A 19,739-nucleotide genomic window follows, 5' to 3' on the forward strand; every position below is an offset into this window, starting at 1 on the left:
ATTTGATATTTTACGAGTAAATATGAAATGAAATGAGCAGAGGTGGCAAGATGAGACAAAAGTTTTCGAAGGTGATCCTTCTAGTATTGATATTTTCGGTTCTTCCATTCACGACAGCTTTCGCACAATCATCCCAAGAAGAAATCATTAAAACTGCTAAAGCACAGCTGGGAGTTCCGTACCTATATGGAGGAACAACACCACGAGGCTTTGATTGCTCAGGATTCGTTACATATGTATTCGGCAAAGCAGGCTATGATCTGCCTCGTACTTCATCAAGTCAGTATCATGCAGGTACAAAAGTAGCGAAGAAAAACCTGCAGCCTGGTGATTTAGTATTTTTTGAACGTACATATAGCAAAGCAGGCATCACACATGCCGGCATATACATAGGAAATAATGAATTTATCAGCGCAACTTCAAGCAGCGGCATTAAGATTGATTCTTTAAGCAGCTCATACTGGGGACCAAAGTATTACGGTGCAACAAGAATTTTAGCTGATGAAGGATTCTCTGATGTTAGTGAAAAGGATCTTGCTTTTGAAGCAATCTATGCATTAAGCGACAGCGAAATCATCCAAGGGTTTGAAGATGGCACTTTCCGTCCAGACCAAGCTGTAACAAGAGGACAAGCTGCAGCAATCATTAACCGCGTACTGAAGAAGACTCCAAAGAATATTAGCGCATTTAAGGATGTTCCAAAAGGTTCACGCTTTGCAAAAGATATTGCAGCTATAAAAGAATTAGGCATTATCAATGGATTTAAAGATGGTACTTTCCGTCCGGATGCTTACATGACTAGAGCGGAAATGGCTGTCATTCTTGAAGGCGCATTTAAATTGAATGAAATGAAAATTGCTGAAGCAAATACGAGTTCATATAGTGACATCACTCCAGCATATTGGGCTCATGATGCAATCGTAACGATGAGCAGTATCGATAGCACGACAATCTTTGATACAGATCGTTATTATGCAACACATCGTGCGACAAGAGCTTTCTTTACAGCAGCGATCTTCAATTCTATGAATGTTAAAAAATAATTATTTGTAAGCTGGCTCGGGCAGTGCAACTGCTAAGGTCAGCTTTTTTCTTTTAAAAAGTTCACTTGATTGTTTCTTATTATATTAGACGTATGAAGAAGCAAAAAAGTTTCAAAATAGAATAGGATATTTTCCCTATAAAAAAATAGCCGAAAACGACCATGAAACGGAAATTTTCTGGTAGAATGATAGTTAGTGATTTTTAGATTGCCACTTTACAACGGAAAAGAGAGGGGAAATACTTTTGAAAAAAGCAAAGATTCTGTTGCTTGCCGTCGCTCTTATATTGTCGTTATTGCCAGCAGGAATTGGACAGGCTGCCACGGATGACATCACGGGTATCAAGCTCGAAACTGAATTGAGAGAAGCGATTCAAAAAGGAATTCTGACTGGATATAGTGAAGGTGTATATAAACCGGGCAACAAAGTAACGAGAGGCGAGTTTGCTACTTTCCTTGCACGTGCTTTAAAGCTTCCGGAAGCACCACATAAATTCTCCGATGTTGCTGTAACATCCAAACTGGCACCTGGGATCAACGCGGCTGCAGAAGCTGGAATCATTGCAGGCGGTACAGATGGAAACTTTAAGCCAGACAACCAAATCACACGTGAGCAAATGGTCATCATGATCAAAAATGCTCTTGATTATAAAAATATAGACGTGCCTTTTGAAAAACCATCTATTTTGACTGATTTTGATGCTGTTACATCATCAGCTTCACGTCTTGCGATTGCATCAAGCGTAAAACTTAACATTACAATTGGTTTTCCGAACAGTGATGGTAAAACATATCGTTTTGAGCAATCAAGACAAGCTTCCAGAGCAGAAGCAGCTGCATTTATCATTCGTATGATTCATGCAATGGAAGACTTTGAAAATCAGCTGCCTGGCGAACCTGGACAGCCTATTGAAGAAAAACCTTATGTGATTTCTACTATTGATCAAAATGGAGAATTAGTAGAATCAGCTAAAAAATATAAAACCTTTGCAGAAGCTGAAGCAAGCTGGAATTCTTCTTCAGAGGTTATTACCCTCAAAGGCAAAGTTATAAAAATGGCTTCAGGCTTGGCATATGCGAGTCCTTCAATCGGAAATGCTACGACAAGCTTATACAGCGGATCAGATTTGAGATCTGTTCAAGCTGCGGTGCCAGCTCAGGAAGAGTTAAAATATATTGAGTCAACTGAAGAAGCTGTTAAAGTATATATTGGCGGCCGAACAGCTTACGTGAAACACTCGGATATCCATCTTGTCCCTGCCAAAATGATTAAGAATCAAAACTACTATACTGTCAATGCAAGAGTTGAGCTTGTTCACAGCATTTATAATCCTGGAACAAACCAGTATGGTTCTTATGAAATTGGCAAAGCTCCTTCAGCGCTAAAGCAAGGAGTCAGATATTATAGCTGGGATGGCACAAAGTTCTATACCAACAATTTAGGCACATCTACTTCTTATGTAGGAAAAGAACTTTACCCATACTATCAGTATTTATCTGCACGTACAAAAACACCTTATACGGCAGCAGAGTTAGATCGTTTCATTGATAATAAACTAGCAGAACTAGAAGCTACGGGATTATCAGTCTATAAAGATGCTACAGTAAAAAGCAAAGTTAAAGGACTTGGCTCATATCTGAAAAAGGTTGAAGCTGAATCGAATATTAATGCACTTTTAGTTCTTGGATGGGCAATGCATGAAAGCCAGTACGGAATGAGTAATAATGCATTAAGATTAAATAATCTCTTTGGAATTGAAGCGTATGACAGCGATCCATCCGGAGCGAAGGCTTATCCAAAGGCGACTGACAGTGTGGATGCGCTTGTTAGCAAATATTTAAACAAAGCATATGCAGTCCAAGGCGATTGGAGAAGCAACGGTGCTGCACCAGGAAACAAAGGAATGGGCTTTAACGTAAGATACGCAACAGATGCTTACTGGGGCTCTAAGTTAGCTGGCCATATGTACCGAATCGACAAAGCGTTAGGCTTTAAAGATTACAATAACAAGCAAGTAGTGGCGCTGACAAATACACCTGGTACAAATATTCGCAGCACACCATCATCAGCTGTAGGTACAGCAAACTTAGTATATACGTACAAAGCGGCAAAAATGCCAATTGTGATCGTTGATGAAGAAAAAGCAGCTGACGGCTATGTCTGGTATAAAATTTTATCTGATGCAGATACGACTGGAAAAAATCCATACGCGTATATCCGCTCTGACTTAGCAGATAAAATTGAAACGTACTAAAATGAAAAGAACCAGATCCCAATAAAGGGAATCTGGTTCTTTTTTGTCTATAGAGGGAAATTTCTAAATCCCCAGTTCTGCGGCAAATCCCTGCTCTTCTAAAAGCTCCTGCACCTCATCAATCAGCACAACATCATTTTCTAATAAGTACGCTGTTTTTGATGTGATAAAGTCATCAATGACAGCACTTTTTGTATCGCCGGAAGCTTCCCATTTGTTTTGGTGTTTCAGCAAATCCAGTAAAGTAAGCTGTTCATAGTCATTGCCGGAAAAGGTTAGATCCGGATTAACCTGATACCAGAGGTCGCCTGTATCACGTATCCATTCATCCGCAAGATCCTCAATCGCTGTACGGATTTTTTTTGCGGCCTCTAAATATTTTTCATCATTTGTGGCTATATAACTATCAAGCAGCAGATTGGCTCCGCCAAGCACATGATTCATGGAAGCATGTGTTTTCTGCTTCATATCATACGGCGAAAAATAATCAGCAATATAGAAGCCGTTTTCTGTTTGAATCACATTGTCAATCGCGATTTGCTCCAGCAGGTAATCGGCATAATCCAATTGAGCCTGTTTTAAATCCGGTAAATCCGCATAATCACCAATCATTGCTAAATATAGACCGATGAATTCATTATGTCTTGTATCAATATAAGGCGCTGTCAGACCGTATGCATCCTTTAGCCACGTGCTCGTGTATTCAGTTTCCCATACGTCTGTGCCTTTTTCTTTCCGGTATTCATAAAGGTCTGCAGCGCTATTAATCATCAAATTATAATAATAGCGTTCGCCTGTTTCACCAAAGCGGTCAATGGCTTCCCGGTCGACCATGACTCCAAGATTGCGGCCATAACCTTCCTTTGTATAAGGCTCTATGGACCAAGGCAATTTTTTCATCGGTCCTCCAAGCGTAAGCCAGCCGTTTGCCTCTTTATAATCTTCAAGCATATAGGTGATCCAGCTTTCTTCCTCTTCTGCATTGGAAAAGAATGATTCGTCAGACACCATAAACCAGCTCTCTGCGATCTCACCAGGCTCCGCTTTCAACTCGATTTCTACCGCAACTGATTCATCAGTCTGCTGTACTTGGTAATTCTTAGTTTCGTTCTCTAACACCCGAACCGTACTTTTATGATCATTCTCATAATCCGTGATTAAGGCAGTAGAGACATATTGTTTGCCCAGCACAATTTGACTGCGCTGTTCTTCAAAAGAACTGGAAGTAAATAAACCAATCGGCTGGGTGGTTAGATCCTCGCCCGTATTTTTATCATGAGGACGGTCAATAAAGGTTTGATCCCAATCATTCAGTTCAATCCGATTGGCTTCGTCTACTGATAGCTTTAGGCTCGCGGCCGCTTTCTCGGATTCATCACCTGTTAGCTGGGCCGTGACGAGAAAGTCACCGTTATCGATACGGCGTGTTTTTAAAACGAGTGTTCCAGCCTCTTCAAGCTGGAGTGTATAGGTTTGATCATCATAAACCGGAAGCAGGCTGGAATCCTCTACTTGTTCTTTTACAACAGATGCTACCGTTAAATCTGTATTTCCAAGTGAAAGACGAAAATCTTCCAGTTCCTCTGGCTGTTCACACCCAGAAAGAACAATCAGGAGGATAAGAGCTGCTATTAATTTTCTCATCTGTTATGCCTCCTTTTACGCTTTTTTCCTTTTCTTCACAATCGCAAGCAGCTGTCTGAAGCCGTCCTTATAAAATACATATAATCCGCCCGTATATAAAATAGCTCCTAATGGAATTAAGATCATTAATTGTACAAGCGAATATAACTCCGTAATAGCCGTGAATTTCTGCAGCAGATAGAGGGGAACGGCCATAATCACGGTTGGAATTAAGACACGGACAATCAGATTCAGCAGTTTGAACAGTTCAGAACGATCAAAGTCTTTATACACGACAAAGCCTGAAACCACTAAATAATAAACCGATACAAAGGAACTGGATAAAGCAAGGCCGGTATAGCCGTATGGTTTTAATAATAGCCAGTTTAAAAAAGCATTTAAGATGATAGTCGTTACACTGATGCGGAAAATGATGGCTGTTTTGCCGCGGGCATACATCGATCTTGAAACGATATACTGTAAGCCTTGTGTGACAATCATAGGCACATAAAAAACTAAAGCCAGATAGGCATTGTGTGTATCTTCTGCAGTATATTTTCCTCTTTCAAATATAAAGGAAAGGGTCTGTTCACCAACAAGCAGTAATCCCACAGCGATAGGCATTAATGTGACAAACGAAATTTGCATGCCGGTAAAAAAGGTCGATTGAAATTTCTTTGGATTATCAAGCTGCTCAGATAAAAGGGTAAAGATAATGACAGCAATCGTTGTTCCATAAATCGCATGAGGAATGGTCACAAGCATCGAAGCGTTATTTAAATAGGTGACAACTCCATCTAGCCCTGTACTGGCAGCAAAGGATTTATTGACGAACATATTAATCTGGCCTACAACTGAATTCAGCAAAGAAGGAACAAGCAGCACGAGCAATGTCTTGCCGAATTCCTTTTCAATCTTTAGTGTAGGCCGCCAGTGATAGCCGCTTTTCCGCAGATAATAAAATTGAATGGCTGAACCTAAGAGTGTTCCTGCGATAAATCCGTAAGCGAGACTGTTGATGCCCCATTGTTCAGAAAAGAGCAGGACAAACACAACACCCATGATGGTAGCGACAAGCTTTGATACTTGCGAAGGAACAAAAATTCGTCTTCCCTGCAAATAGGAGTCCAGTATTCCATTTAACGCAATTGCACTGATAAAAAGAATAAAGAATTGCGTAATACTGATTGCAATTGCTTCTGTATCAGCTGGCGCACTTGGGAAGATAAGCGGAACAAGATAAGGAGCAATAAAATAGCCGATCACAGACAGAGCAAGGAAAATCAGGACCGTAGCATTCATAATGCCATTGGCGCTTTGTTCTGCTTTTTTCGGATCTTCTTTTTTATTTTTAACGTATAGGGGCAGAAACACATTGTTGAATCCGCCCGAGATCATAGCAAGGGCAAGGGTAATAAAAGAAAAGGCCATAATATAGCCGTCTGTATAATGACTGGCGCCGAATTGGCTTGTCATGATACTTTCGCGCAAAAAGCCTGAGAGCTTAACGACAATTGCTAATAACGTGAGTAAAATAGCAGATTTTTTTAATGAAGCCATACGTTTTTCACTTCCTGACGATTTCATAAAAGGACGTGCAGAGCATATTCTCTGCACGTCTCAGTTGATAAAAAGATCTGTGAATTAGTTTTTCTCTAATGCTGATAAATAGATGCTTTCGTATTTTTCTGCTGCTGCCAAATGAGAGTATTCGTCTTCAATCTTTTGGCGGGCATTTTTCGCAAGCTGTGCACCCGTTTCCGGATTTTCCAGCAGAAACAGCATCGCATCTTCTAGCTCTGCCACATTTTTCTCTTCTACCAATAAGCCGTCATGCTCATGGTTGACGATTTCCTTCAAACCGCCAACTGCACAGGCAATAAGCGGAATCCCTGAACCCATCGCTTCAAGCGCGGAAATAGAGGTCGCTTCCTCTACACCAGCAGAGTGCACACTTGGCACTAGAACAACATCCGATAACGCGAAGAATTCTTTTACCTTCGCATGCGGAACGGCGCCAAGCAGCTGTACTTGATTTTCAAGTCCTTTTTCAGCGATTAGAGCCTTCAGCTCTTCAAACGCTTCGCCCATTCCTGCATAAACAAGCTTTGCATTCGGGAATTTCTCCAATACTTTTGGGAAAGCAAGGGTCGGATAGATGACGCCATTTTTCTTTGTTAAACGGCGCGGTACAAAGAAAACCAGGTCATCATTAGAAAAGCCGTGCTTTTTGCGGAGCTCAGCTTTCTTATCAGTTGCCGGTTGAAAGTCGTGAATATCAATGAAGTTGCGGATCGCGGTGCCGTCCACTCCTGCCTGCTTTTTCACATAGTCTTTAATGCGCTGATCAACCGTAATGACTTTGCGAGTAGAGCTATATGCCTTTTTTTCCATCTCCTGCAATAGCTTCGCTTCTTCGCTGCCTTCCACAACAGAACCGGCGCTGACAGCTTCAAAAGCCATATAGCCATGAACAGTAGAAACCGTCGGAATGCCAGATTCCAATGAAGCAAAGGTAGCAAATGCGTCTTGGGCATTGATAATGTCGTAGTTTTTCGATTTATTTTCCACAATCAGCTTGTGAAGCATATTTTGACGTGCTTTTCGGCTCCAAATGATGCCTTTGCCTTTTTTCATTTTGTTTAACACAAAACTTGGTCCGCGCGCATAAAATTTCTTTTGCCAGCCTGGCGCGTCACTGATGGAAAGAACATCGACTTCATGTCCTCTTGCTTCAAGGCCTGCTTTTAATGTCGTTACATGTGTCGATAATCCCCCAGCATGAGGGTAATCGAAGACAGTCGTAATTAGGATTTTCATAATGCCCTCTCCCTTGCGTTATTTCAAAAATCGTTCCTTCATCAAGTCAATATTTTCAAGAGCATCCCTGCGCATGCCCTGTGCATTTGTTTCAATCATTGCCTTCAGTTCTGCATGATTGGCAAGAACCTTTTTGCTGTTATCTACAAGTTGTGCAGCATCCAATGTTTCAAGCGGAAAAGAGTATGTCCACATGCCAGAACGCTTTAACAAGCTTTCCACCTTTTTATCATAGCTGATCCCGATATGCGGAACAGCAACAAGAGCGGAGAAGATAAGCGAATGCAAACGCAGCCCGATTGTAAGGTCGCAATTGCTGATAAAGTTTAAGTATTGATTTGGCGAGAAGTCTGGTCCTAATACATAGCAGTGGTCGCCATGCTGCATATGCTCCAATACAAAATTGGAAGCTTTCACATCATGATGACCTTCCATCGGCACAAATACCGGTGTGATGTCTTCTTCCTCAATCAGCTGATCAAGTGCGATGCCGATCTGTTTGTAATGGTCTGTATGCTGGAACCATGGACGGACAGAGACAGCAACAAGCTTTTCATCTCCCTTTAATGGAAGAGAATCGATGCAGGCTGTATCCTCCTTTTTCTGAAACGCAAACACGATATCAGCTGTCACGACTGATTCAGGACGATTCACGCCGAGCTTATAGAGAAGGTCCTTAGAGTGCTGGTCACGAACCGTAATAAAGTTTGCCATATTGGCAAATACTTTCATTAATAATTTCCCCCAAGTTGAGTTCACGGGACCAATACCTTGCGAGAAGAACATGACTTTAGTGCCGCAAAGCTTGGCAAGAAACACAATTAATAAATAATAAGGAAGGGGGCCGAACAAAAACTTCGTTGGGTACGTATCTTGAAGAAGACCGCCGCCGCCGCTGATTAGTAAGTCAGCTTCGCGGAGCGCTTTCACTTTTCCTTTAAAATCATGGCGCCATCCTCTATAAACGCTTTTAACACCATACGTTTCAGCCGTTTTTTTCGGAGATAGAGAGAAGACGGTTAAATCAGGGTGGTCGAGCTCATCCTTTAAATTATCAACAATTGATTCAAGAATCGCTTCATCACCTGTGTTGCCAAGTCCATAAAATCCAGAGATCACTATTTTCAAAGAAGTATTTCCTCCTTGTGTCATTTTATCCATGCGGAAATAGCTTTCCTTTACCTTCATTCTAATTTCTTCCTTATTGATTAGGTTAGAATGCTTGTTAGTATAAAAAAGCTAAACTTTATTTTAACATTAGCATGGTGGACATTCAATGTAATTGGTGCAACGTTTGGTTGAATTTGTTATACTATGTTAGGATTATGTCGAACTTCGGCATAGCTTCGCTGTTTTTTTGCTGGAATGCAGGCATGATGTACATTCTGCGTATTGCAGCACGCAAAAACTATAGCAGGCTGAGAGTGATTTGGAACTAAGTCCACCTTCACTTGTGTCGAACTATGACATGTTTTACTATGTTCATTAGCTAACAAAATTAATTCCTATAATGTAGAAATTTTCATATTAAAGAGAGGTCCTTATAAATGGAGAAAATTTGTGTTGTCGGTTTAGGGTACATCGGTCTTCCAACTTCTGCGATTTTTGCACGCGCAGGCTACAATGTGCTTGGTGTAGATGTCAGCGAACGCGTTATCGAAAAGCTGAACCGTGGTGAAATTCATATTGAAGAAGTTGGGCTGCCGGAAATCGTGAAACAGGTGGTAAATGAAGGCAAACTTCGTGCATCGGTTACACCGGAAGAAGCGGATGTCTTCATCATTGCTGTGCCGACACCAATTCATGAGGATTTAACAGCCAATGTAGATTATGTGATCAGCGCAACAAAAGCGATCGCGCCATTCTTGAAAAAAGGCAATATTGTCATCGTAGAATCAACCATTCCTCCGCGCACAATGGATGATGTCGTTGCTCCAATCCTAAGGGAACAAGGCTTTGATACAGAGAAAGATCTATACTTAGCTCACTGTCCTGAGCGCGTATTGCCTGGCCGCATTTTAATTGAGCTTGTTGAAAATACAAGAATCGTTGGTGGTACAACACCAGAAGCGGCGAAGCAAGCTGCTGATGTATACCGCAAAATTGTCACTGGTGATGTAATTGAAACGGAAGCTGTGACAGCAGAAATGTCAAAGCTAATGGAAAATACGTTCCGTGATGTAAATATTGCCCTGGCAAATGAGCTGGCAAAAATTTCACAGCGTCTTGGCGTTGATGCCCATAAAGTCATCGAGCTTGCCAACAAGCATCCTCGAGTGAATATTCACCACCCAGGACCAGGAGTCGGCGGACACTGTCTGGCAGTAGATCCGTACTTTATCGTGGAAAAAGCGACAGAGGAAGCGAAGCTGATTAAGCTTTCCCGCGATATTAACAACTCAATGCCGCATTTTGTGACAACACAAGTGCATCGCTTAACAGCAGAACTGGATCAGCCAAGAGTGGCTGTATTCGGATTAACGTATAAAGGCAATATTGATGATGTCCGTGAAAGCCCGGCACTCGAGATTGTTGAAATGCTATTAGACAATAAACGCTATGATTTGAAGGTTTATGATCCGCACGTGCAGCAGGAACAAGTAGAATTCCCTCTAGCTTCTTTTGAAGAAGCCGTGAAAGATGCGCATCTGGTTGTTGTTTTAGCCGATCATAATGAATTTAAGTCATTGAACAGCGAAGAATTAGCTTCCTTAATGAAGACACCAGTTGTTTTTGATACGAAGAATTGCACGAACTTAAACGAAGAACAGTTAACGGTTTATCGAATTGGTAATTTAATGAACCTTAAATCGATCCAAGAATAGAAAGCTAGGAATACGTGATGAAAAAAGAACAATATTTAGGCGTTAACGTTTCAGTTATGACGTACAGCGAAATATTAGACGACTTGCGCATGCGTATCAAAGATGGAAAACAGTCAACGGTGATTGCTGTAAACCCTGAAAAGGTCATCACAGCCAATCAAAATCCGCTTGTCAAAGAACTGATCAATGATTCCACCTATCAAATTCCCGATGGCATCGGCATGATCCTCGCCTCTAAAATCAAAGGCGGAGACCTATCTGAACGGGTAACGGGCATTGATATGATGGAACAGCTATTGCGTTTTGCTGCAGAAGAGGACCTTGGGGTCTTCTTCTATGGAGCAAAAGAAGAGATTGTTTCAGAGGCAAAAACAAAGATTGAAGATCGTTTTCCTTCATTAAATGTAGCCGGCTATGAAAATGGTTATGTGAAGGATAACGAAGCACTTGTCAAAAAAATCAATGATTCAGGTGCACAGCTTTTGTTTGTTGCTCTGGGCAGTCCGAAACAGGAGCTGTGGATCAAAGAACATATGAGCTCTTTAAACGTAAAGGTTTTTCAGGGAGTCGGCGGAAGCTTTGATGTTTTTTCCGGCAAGACGAAAAGAGCTCCAGCATTTTTCCGCAAGTTTGGAATCGAATGGCTGTATCGTTTGCTGAAAGAGCCGAAAAGGCTTAAGCGCCAAATGAATTTGCCAATCTTTTTATTAAAGGTGTTAAGAAGCCGTTAAGGAGTTGTTTTTTAGGATGATTCGTCCATACAAACAACATGATGAGCAAGAAATCAATAAACTGTTCCATGAAGTGTTTGGGAAAGAGCGCAGTGCCCATCACTGGGAATGGAAATATAAGCATAACCCGGCAGGAGAATCTGTCATGAAAATTGCTGATGAAGACGGTGAGGTGGCAGGACATGTCGCCCTTATGCCGGCAAAAGCAATGTGGCATGGCAGGGAAGTTCTCTTTGGAGCAAGAACAGACACAATGGTTTCTCCCAGACACCAGGGGAAAGGTTTGTACAAGCAGCTGAACAAGCAGATGCTTGTTCAAGCCAATGAAAGAGGAATGAACTATTTATATGGATACCCAGCTGAAAAAGCGAAGCAGTTATTTATTCGCTACACTGGTGCAAAGGAGATCGCGAGAATACCGCGCTTAATGAAATTTAATCGCCCCTCAAGCTTAGCGCTTGGGAAATTCCCGTTTCTTTCCTTCGTGAAACCTCTCCTCTCAATTGTGGACCTTCCATTTAAACATCGTCCTGCAAAGAGAAAAGACAGTTCATATACCGTAAAACAAATCACAAACTGCTCAGAAGAATTCGATATGCTCTGGGAAAAAGCAAAAACCATTGCACCGATTATTTTAAAAAGGGATGCAGCTTATCTGAACTGGAGATTCCATCATCATCCGGACAAGCAGTATAACATGATTGCCCTTTATGATAATGAAGAACTCGTCGGCTATGCCGTTACTTCTATTGAAGAAAAGTCTTTTGGCCGCGGCACCGTGAAAAACGGAACGATTGTAGATTTTCTCAGTGTAAACAGTGAGGAAGTCCAAACAGCTTTACTGGATGCCGCTTTAGAGCAGCTGAAGGAAGCCGGGATTATCCAAACTTGGGCTTTAGAGCATACGAATTATTTTAAACAATTAAGAGAACTTCGTTTTATTCATAAGGACAACCCGATGCCACTCGTCGGCAAACCAGCGGATGACTCGATGAATGAAGATGATTCAATCGAAAACTGGTACATTACGCCCGCAGATGTAGATTCATTTTAGAGGTGACATTATGGCTTCGAATATAAAAAGGACTGTTTTGAATGCGGCAAAGCCGCTTGTCCTTCCCTATACACGCAAAAAACTGAATAGCTTTTATCAGAACAGCCTGAAACCTGCCGAACTTGGCGACGGAAATGTACTTGTGCTTGCTCCGCATGTGGATGATGAAACGATTGGTCTTGGCGGCACGATTTTAAAGCATGTGAAAAACGGCCAGCAAGTAACGGTTGCTTATATCACAGATGGAGCTGGTAGTGTTTCCTCCCTTTCCAAAAGCGAACTGATGCAGAAGCGAAAAGATGAAGCCCGTGAAGTTCAGAAATTGCTGGGCTTTCAAAACCTTGTTTTTCTTGATTTTCCGGATGGAGCGATTGAAAGCAATGCGCAGACAAGAGCGGCATTTGAGAAGCTCATAGATGAGACAAAACCAGGCATCATTTATTGTACAACCTTTATTGACTGTCACCGGGACCATGTCGCAACAGGCAGAATTCTGGCTGATGTGATTGCAGACACCTCCTATGAAGGGGTCATCCGCTTATACGAAATCAATTGCCCGATCTCGCCAAATGCGATTAATACGGTGATTGATATTTCTTCTGAATCAGCTGTGAAGGAAAAAGCAGTTGATATTTTTCAATCGCAGGCAATCGACTTTGATGGATTTATCGAGCTGAGCAAAATAAAAACGAACATGCTGGAAGATTCTGGGGTGGCGGCGGTGGAAACCTTTCTTGAGATTCCAGCGCAGCACTTCCCGGCTCAATACAGGGTCATTGACTCAGAAGGCCATTCATATAGCAGTATCTTTAAACAGGTCAATAAAGCCGCAACCTTACTGTGGGGCATTATGAAGAATGCAGATCTGAAAAAAGAATGGTATCAGAAAAGCCGGAATGCAGAAGGGGTGAAGCAAAGTTGAAGATACTTCACTTTATTAGCGGAGGAGAAACAGGCGGTTCAAGAAAGCACGTGATTACGCTGCTTTCCAAGCTTCCTAAAGACTCTGTCTCACTCGTCGTTTTGCAGGAAGGTGCACTGTCAAAGGAAGCTGAGGAAGCTGGCATCGATGTGCATGTGTTTAAGCAATCCTCCCGGTATGACCTCAGTGTTCTAAATAAACTGATCCGTTTTATCAAGGACAACTCTTTTGACATCCTGCATACCCATGGACCGCGCGCCAACCTCTTTGGAACGTATTTAAAAAGCAGGCTGGATATTATCTGGGTAACAACGGTGCACAGTGATCCGAAGCTTGATTTTATGAAGACGGGTATGAAAGGAAGGGCCTTTACGAAGCTGAATATGTTTGCACTAAAGAAAATGGACGGATATTTTGCTGTTTCTGAAACGTTTAAGCAAAATCTAGTAAGTCTTGGCATTCCTGCTGCTAAAGTTCAGACCGTTTATAACGGCATTGAGTTTACAGCAGACAAGGCAGCACCGCTTACTAGAGAAAGCTTGGGCGTCAATGAAAATGACTTCGTGATGACAATGGTAGCCCGACTGCATCCGATTAAAGGACATGAAGTGGTGTTTAGGGCGATCAAAACTCTTAATAACCCGGACATGAAGCTGATTTTAGTAGGAGACGGACCCATCAAAGCAGAATTGGAAGAGCTGGCAGCAAAAGAGGGGCTTCAGGATCAAGTAACATTCCTGGGCTTCCGCCAAGATGTAGATAGCATTTACGCAGCATCAGACGTCGCTTTGCTCGCATCATACAGTGAAAGCTTTCCGCTTGCCCTGCTGGAGGCAGCCAATCAGCATGTCCCATTGATCACAACCGACGTTGGCGGCGTTAAAGAATTGGTGGAACCAGGGCATACTGGCTGGATTGTACCGATTAAAGACGACAAGTCGCTTGCGACCGCCTTTGCATCTGCCTGTGAAAAAAAGGAAAGCGGCGAGCTGAAGCAGATGGGCACGAAGCTTTATTCCTTTGCATCAAGCCATTTTTCCCTGCAGCAGCTGGCAGATTCAACGATGAATTATTATAAAAAACTAGCAGCAGGAAAAAATTAAAATTGTCACATGCCGCAGAATATTGTAACCTTATACAGGAAAAGCGTGATTTAAGATGAAAAAGGAGCTTTAAAATGGCTAATAAAAATACACTGACATATTACCTCGTGATAGCGTGCCTGTTTTTTATTCCTATATTATATTTCAAAACGTATATTGGTCCGCTGCCGTTATCAGCTGAGGTTATTCTCGTTCCGCTTGTTACACTTGCGGCTATATATGAATTTTTCAAAGGCAAAATCAGACTGAATGATCTTAAAATCTGGCCTCTTACGGCTGCTTTTGCACTATTTTTACTTGTATCGCTGATCTCCATTGTCAATGCGATCGATTTAAAATCTGCGATTATGGAGACTGCCCGTTATCTATCGTACGTCGTGCTGTTTCTAATTGTGGCGAAAGTAGACTTTACAAAGAAGCAATATTTGAGCTTTGCTAAGTGGTTTGGTGCCGCAGTTGTTATTGTTGGGGTATTTGGTGTCCTGCAATATGTATTTAACTTCTCCCTGAACAAGGCAGGGTTGTATGCACTGCAGGAAGCAAAGGGCCGTGTTGATTCTACCCTTGTCAATCCAAACTATTATTCTGCTTACTTAAACTATCTAATTCCGACCATTCTGCTGGTTGCGGTTGTTTACTTCAAAAACCGCACAGCACAGCTGCTTATGTTTGCATTGTTTGCCATCTACGTTGCGAACGTTGTTTTAACCTATACACGTGCAGCTTGGGTCACAATGGCTTGTGCATTAATCTTACTGATTATCTTAATGCCAAAATTATTTATTAAAAATGCGATCAAACCGCATATTTTATTATCATTCTTAATCCTATTTACTGTCGTATACTTTATGCCGGATGTGCAGTCCCGTACTAGCTCAGCGCTTTACGCGATTGAACAGCTTCTTCCAAAAGGTTCAAACATCAGCTTAGGAGGCGATCCAGCTGATCCCGAAACGGGTGATGTGGACGATGTTGTCGATGAAGAGGTAAAAGAAGAGGACGCCACAACAAGCCGTGCTGTTGTCTCACGTACTACTCTATGGAAAACAGGCTGGTATATGCTGAGAGACAACCCTGTTCTAGGACTTGGTGTCGGAAACTACACAGCGAACTACAAGGAATATGTAGAAAAATACCCGGAGCTATACATCGGGCATGACAGCTACTCTGTCCATAACTCCTACTTAAAGGTTGGAGCAGAAACAGGCTTTATTGGCCTAATCTCATTCCTTCTTATCTATATCGTGTACTTCTTAACGATCATTAAGCTATACCTTGATCAAAAACAAAATGTATTAGGTAAAGTCATGGCAGTCGGCCTCTTCGTCGGAAGCGTCTGCTATATGGTCCAAAACTTATCCAACAACCTAATCTTCATTCCGCAGCTGAACATGATCTTCTGGCTCACAGCAGGTCTTGTCCTGGCATTCTTAGCTAAGAATCGGAAGGAAGTTGCTTAAGGTAGATGCCCAGCACATGGTGTGCTGGGTTTTTTTTTATTGTTTTTAAACTACTGTGCAGAAGAGTGCCTTTTGTAACACTTCCTAATGATTAAATAATCATTAACGTAAAAATGATACCCGTGTTAATCGAGCTTAAAACAGATAATGATCCGCGTTTATGTATATTTAAACAAAAATAGCCAAATTATTCGGATTTGGAAGCATAATAGTGCCTCCCCGTTTCCATGATGTTACAATTCAATATAAGCTATTTGCCCCTATGATTTTTATAAGATATTCAGAGAATAGGGAAAGAAGCGTCTTCTTAACAGAAAATTTACAAATAGCTGTGGCTATTAACCTACCTGAATGTTAATGAACGGGTATTGTGAATCCGTTAACTTTTTTATAAAAAAACTTCCAATTTATGAACCTAGTATGTATAATGAAAAAGGTGGAATCAAATAGGAAACTATTTGAATATTTAACTCCATGATTCGCCAAGATACATATGGTAATAATTTCAACCGCAAAGGTTGTAAAAAATGGTTGAAATATAGTACTAATTTGGTAGAATAAAGACAAGTTTAATTTTCCAAGTCTGCCAGATTGTTCTTATAATGAATTTATTACCTATAAAAGAGCGGATAGGAGTTAAACATTAATTACATTACTAAGCGATGAATTCTCATCGATTTAGAAAAATCAAACTTTTTTCACAAAACGGGGAGGAAATATTACAATGGCTTACCAACCAAAGTCTTACCGTAAGTTCGTAGCTACAGCTGCGACAGCTACTTTAGTAGCAGGTGTTCTAGCTCCAGCTGTATCAGCTGCTAGCTTCACAGATGTACCAGAAAGATACCAAGATGCAGTAGATTTCGTAGTATCAAAAGGAATCCAAGGATTCTCTGATACTCAATTCGGAACTGGCGAAAACATCAAGCGTGTTGACGCTGCTGTTATGGTTGCTAAAGTTGTCGGTTTAGACACTGAAAGCGCTCCTGCTGCAGGCTTCACAGATGTACCAGCTCGTGCTCAAGGTGCTGTTAACGCACTTAAAGCTGCTGGAATCACTTCTGGTAAATCAACTACTTCATTCGGTGCGCAAGATCTTATCACTCGTGGAGAACTTGCTATCTGGATCGACCGTGCATTCAACCTAGAAGGTTCTGCTGACCACAACTTCACTGACGTTGCTGATCGTTATGCAGAAGCTGTTGAAGCATTAGTTGCTAACGAAATCACTAATGGTGTTTCTGCAACTTCATTCGGAGTAACTCAAAACGCTAAGCGTGGCGATTTCGCTATCTTCTTACACAGAGCTAGCAACGTTGATGCTGAGCTAGAAGTAGTAGAAGTTAGTGCAATCAACGCTAAAACAATCGAAGTTGACTTCAACACTGCTGTAGAAGATACTTCTAAAGCTTCAGTTGAATTACTACGTGGCGCTTTCAAGCAAAACGCAACAATCAACTGGTCTGAAGATAAGAAATCAGTTCAATTAGTTGGAGCTTCAAACTTCCAAGCTGCTGATTACACAGTTAATATCTCAGGTTTAACTGAAAAAACATTAACAGGTTCAGTAAAGATCGAAGCTCAAAAAGTAGCTTCTATTGAAATCCTTGATGAAGTAGCAGTTGTTTCAGCTTCTAATTCTGCTGGAGCTTTACCAGATGGTGCAACAGCAACTGTTGGCTACCAAGTTAAAGACCAATACGGCACTGATATTTCTGATAACATCTCTTTAACAACTAACGATAGTAAGACTGTTGGAGCTTCTAAGGGTGTTGTAACTCTAAGCGGCCTTAACGGCAAAAAAGTTGGAGATATTGTACCAGTGGTATTAATCGATACTGCAACAGGTACATCTGCTTCTAAAACTGTTAAACTATCAGCTGAATCTACAGTATCTTCTATTGAAGTAGCTGGAATCTACAACGCTAAAGGTGAAGAAGTAGCACTAAACGATGCTTCTAAAGCTAGCGAAGCATTCATCGTATTAAACCTTAAAGATCAATACGGCAAAGAAATCACAGATGCTGCTAAAGCTTCTGGATTAGTAATCACTAATACGAACCCAACTAACTTAACAGTTGCTAATGCAGTTGAAAAAGTTAAAATTGGTGACAAAGATAAATTAGTTATTAAAATCGCTGATATCAAAAAAGCAGGCAGCACTGACGTATTATTAATTTCTACAACTAATGGTCAATCTGCTAAGTATACAGTTAACGTTGCAGAAACTGCTACGTCTGATGCAATTTCTGTATCTCAACCAGAAATCGCTGTAGCTGGAGAAGAAACATTAATTCCTGTAACAGTTACTGATAAATCTGGTAATGTTATCACAGATAAAAAATTATTATCTAACCCTACAAAAGGTATCAAAGTTGGCTCTAATCCAGTAGCTGAAGATAAACTTGTAGTAAAAGACGGTCAAGTATTCTACAAAGCTACTCTTGCTGAAGGTACTCAAGCATTAGTATTCCAATCTTCAACTTACAAAGTAGCTACAGTTACAATTAGCGTGAAAGCAGCTGCTGTGCCAACTCTTGTTCGCGGACTTGAGAAGCCATTAGTACTTTCAACTGTTAAAGGTGATGTAACTGTTACTGCTAAAGATCACTTAGTGATTGAAGACCAATATGGCCGTGTAATTAAAGATTCAGCTGCACCTGTAAAGGTTGAACTTGTTGGAGAATCTGATGTAGTTAATGTTTTAGCAGGCAACGTAGTATCACCTGAAAAGAATGGTACAGCTACATTGAAAATCTCTCTTGTTACAGAAAAAGACAACGTTAATTCTGCTGTTGAAGTAAAAGTACAAGTTACTGATGGTACTCAATACAGCGATTACGAAGTTGCTGAAATTGGTTTAACTAAAGCAGGTAGCGAAAAATCTATCACTGTTAATGGATTATTAAACGGTGGTAAAGTTGCTCTAGATGATAGCGAGTATACTGCTACTGTAACTGGTGGAAAAGGAAATGTAACTGTAACAGACGGTAAGTTCACTGTTGCAGAAACTAGCTTAAACACTACTGATGGCAAACCAGTCGATACTGAATTCACTTTAAAAGTAACTGTTGAAGCTACTGGTAAAGTTTACGAGCAAAAATTCGTAGTATCTAACAAAGATAAAGCTGTACAAGATTTCTTCTTCACAGCTGCAGAAACTACTGATAAATATGCAGATGCAAAAGCTATTACTGAAGCTACACTTGCTTCTGGTAGCGCAATTGCAACTTCACTAAAATCAGGAGAAGATACAGTTAACGTAGCAACTGTTGACCAATACGGTAACAAAGTAGTTGCAGCTATCTCTGCAGATACAGTTACTGTAGTACCTGAAAAAGCTGGAGAAGTTAAAATCACTGGTAATGGTACAGCTACTCCAACAGTAGAATTACGTGATGGTGTTAAAGAATCAGTTGTTACTTTGAAAATCAAAGTTGGTTCTGCAACTAAAGATCTTAAAGTAAAAGTTGTTACTCCTCAATAAAACTAAACGAAACGTTACTTTATAAGCATAGTCTCTTGATTATGTGAAAAAAGTCAAAACAGTTACCTTATGTTCCATCTGGGGCATGGGGTAACCTTTGAACTGTTACTGTTAATACAAAGGTGAAATTCCCATGCATGTTAAATAGTCAGGAACATGTGCCTAATCCTCCTGCATCCATCGAGGCTCTAACAAGCTGAAGGGGTGAAGTCAGGTGAAGTCGTACTCATGAAGTTGAGGCGGGGCTCCATAAAAAGTGGCTATGGTTAGGAGACGAACCCATGTTTAGGCAGGGTGAGGTAGAAGGTATTAAGAATTGCTAGGAGTTTAATGCCTTTCCATTAATCCGAAATGATTAATTGGAGATCAGAGAATTGACTATTAACCTGATCTTTCTCACACCTGAATAGTGGGGAC

The 19,739-nt window shown here is 41.0% G+C and carries 13 protein-coding genes; 9 read left to right on the forward strand and 4 right to left on the reverse strand.

Annotated features, from left to right (window positions below):
- The first annotated feature begins 50 nt into the window (after window positions 1-50).
- Together A6754_RS02685 and A6754_RS02690 are read left to right on the forward strand one after the other, a co-directional pair.
- Window positions 51-1,043: a C40 family peptidase gene (locus tag A6754_RS02685; RefSeq protein ID WP_066442397.1), complete on the forward strand. Its 993-nt coding sequence runs from the start codon at window positions 51-53 to the stop codon at window positions 1,041-1,043.
- Between the two features lie 244 nt (window positions 1,044-1,287).
- On the forward strand, window positions 1,288-3,297 hold the full coding sequence (locus A6754_RS02690) for an S-layer homology domain-containing protein (RefSeq protein WP_082851584.1): 2,010 nt from the start codon (window positions 1,288-1,290) through the stop codon (window positions 3,295-3,297).
- A 63-nt stretch (window positions 3,298-3,360) separates the two neighbouring features.
- On the opposite strand, the gene A6754_RS02695 is transcribed toward A6754_RS02690, so the two are convergent.
- The 4 genes from A6754_RS02695 to csaB all read right to left on the reverse strand — a co-directional run bounded on the left by A6754_RS02695 (window position 3,361) and on the right by csaB (window position 8,868).
- Complete coding sequence (locus A6754_RS02695) at window positions 3,361-4,941, reverse strand: glycoside hydrolase family protein (RefSeq protein ID WP_066442398.1); 1,581 nt, start codon at window positions 4,939-4,941, stop codon at window positions 3,361-3,363.
- Between the two features lie 15 nt (window positions 4,942-4,956).
- Complete coding sequence (murJ, locus tag A6754_RS02700; protein WP_066442399.1) at window positions 4,957-6,480, reverse strand: murein biosynthesis integral membrane protein MurJ; 1,524 nt, start codon at window positions 6,478-6,480, stop codon at window positions 4,957-4,959.
- Window positions 6,481-6,564: 84 nt separating this feature from the next.
- Complete coding sequence (locus A6754_RS02705; protein WP_066442400.1) at window positions 6,565-7,740, reverse strand: glycosyltransferase family 4 protein; 1,176 nt, start codon at window positions 7,738-7,740, stop codon at window positions 6,565-6,567.
- A gap of 18 nt (window positions 7,741-7,758) precedes the next feature.
- Window positions 7,759-8,868, reverse strand: coding sequence for a polysaccharide pyruvyl transferase CsaB (csaB, locus tag A6754_RS02710; protein ID WP_066451293.1), 1,110 nt, complete (start codon window positions 8,866-8,868; stop codon window positions 7,759-7,761).
- A gap of 419 nt (window positions 8,869-9,287) precedes the next feature.
- Between csaB and A6754_RS02715 the strand changes: the two genes are divergently transcribed.
- The 7 genes from A6754_RS02715 to A6754_RS02745 all read left to right on the forward strand — a co-directional run bounded on the left by A6754_RS02715 (window position 9,288) and on the right by A6754_RS02745 (window position 19,322).
- The gene (locus tag A6754_RS02715) at window positions 9,288-10,565 is read left to right on the forward strand and encodes a nucleotide sugar dehydrogenase (RefSeq protein WP_066442401.1); all 1,278 of its coding nucleotides are present in this window, start codon (window positions 9,288-9,290) and stop codon (window positions 10,563-10,565) included.
- Window positions 10,566-10,582: 17 nt separating this feature from the next.
- Complete coding sequence (locus A6754_RS02720; protein WP_066442402.1) at window positions 10,583-11,296, forward strand: WecB/TagA/CpsF family glycosyltransferase; 714 nt, start codon at window positions 10,583-10,585, stop codon at window positions 11,294-11,296.
- Window positions 11,297-11,312: 16 nt separating this feature from the next.
- The gene (locus A6754_RS02725; RefSeq protein ID WP_066442403.1) at window positions 11,313-12,350 is read left to right on the forward strand and encodes a GNAT family N-acetyltransferase; all 1,038 of its coding nucleotides are present in this window, start codon (window positions 11,313-11,315) and stop codon (window positions 12,348-12,350) included.
- Between the two features lie 10 nt (window positions 12,351-12,360).
- On the forward strand, window positions 12,361-13,272 hold the full coding sequence (locus tag A6754_RS02730; RefSeq protein WP_066442404.1) for a PIG-L deacetylase family protein: 912 nt from the start codon (window positions 12,361-12,363) through the stop codon (window positions 13,270-13,272).
- Window positions 13,269-14,375: a glycosyltransferase family 4 protein gene (locus tag A6754_RS02735; RefSeq protein ID WP_066442405.1), complete on the forward strand. Its 1,107-nt coding sequence runs from the start codon at window positions 13,269-13,271 to the stop codon at window positions 14,373-14,375. The genes A6754_RS02730 and A6754_RS02735 overlap by 4 nt, the downstream gene beginning before the upstream one ends.
- Before the next feature lie 74 nt (window positions 14,376-14,449).
- Window positions 14,450-15,835, forward strand: a complete 1,386-nt coding sequence (locus A6754_RS02740) for an O-antigen ligase family protein (RefSeq protein ID WP_066442406.1) — start codon at window positions 14,450-14,452, stop codon at window positions 15,833-15,835.
- A 724-nt stretch (window positions 15,836-16,559) separates the two neighbouring features.
- Window positions 16,560-19,322 (forward strand): S-layer homology domain-containing protein, encoded by a 2,763-nt coding sequence (locus tag A6754_RS02745; RefSeq protein WP_066442407.1) that lies wholly within the window; start codon window positions 16,560-16,562, stop codon window positions 19,320-19,322.
- Window positions 19,323-19,739 lie beyond the last annotated feature (417 nt).

Source organism: Cytobacillus gottheilii (assembly GCF_001636345.1).
GTDB classification, from domain to species: Bacteria; Bacillota; Bacilli; order Bacillales; family Cytobacillaceae; genus Cytobacillus; species Cytobacillus gottheilii.

Excerpts from the sequence above, each read along its gene's own strand:
- A6754_RS02705 (WP_066442400.1), bottom strand. The coding sequence starts at position 7,740 with ATGAAAATCCTAATTACGACTGTCTTCGATTACCCTCATGCTGGGGGA.
- A6754_RS02745 (WP_066442407.1), top strand. The coding sequence starts at position 16,560 with ATGGCTTACCAACCAAAGTCTTACCGTAAGTTCGTAGCTACAGCTGCG.
- A6754_RS02715 (WP_066442401.1), top strand. The coding sequence starts at position 9,288 with ATGGAGAAAATTTGTGTTGTCGGTTTAGGGTACATCGGTCTTCCAACT.
- A6754_RS02730 (WP_066442404.1), top strand. The coding sequence starts at position 12,361 with ATGGCTTCGAATATAAAAAGGACTGTTTTGAATGCGGCAAAGCCGCTT.
- A6754_RS02695 (WP_066442398.1), bottom strand. The coding sequence starts at position 4,941 with ATGAGAAAATTAATAGCAGCTCTTATCCTCCTGATTGTTCTTTCTGGG.
- A6754_RS02740 (WP_066442406.1), top strand. The coding sequence starts at position 14,450 with ATGGCTAATAAAAATACACTGACATATTACCTCGTGATAGCGTGCCTG.
- A6754_RS02720 (WP_066442402.1), top strand. The coding sequence starts at position 10,583 with ATGAAAAAAGAACAATATTTAGGCGTTAACGTTTCAGTTATGACGTAC.
- murJ (WP_066442399.1), bottom strand. The coding sequence starts at position 6,480 with ATGGCTTCATTAAAAAAATCTGCTATTTTACTCACGTTATTAGCAATT.
- A6754_RS02725 (WP_066442403.1), top strand. The coding sequence starts at position 11,313 with ATGATTCGTCCATACAAACAACATGATGAGCAAGAAATCAATAAACTG.
- A6754_RS02685 (WP_066442397.1), top strand. The coding sequence starts at position 51 with ATGAGACAAAAGTTTTCGAAGGTGATCCTTCTAGTATTGATATTTTCG.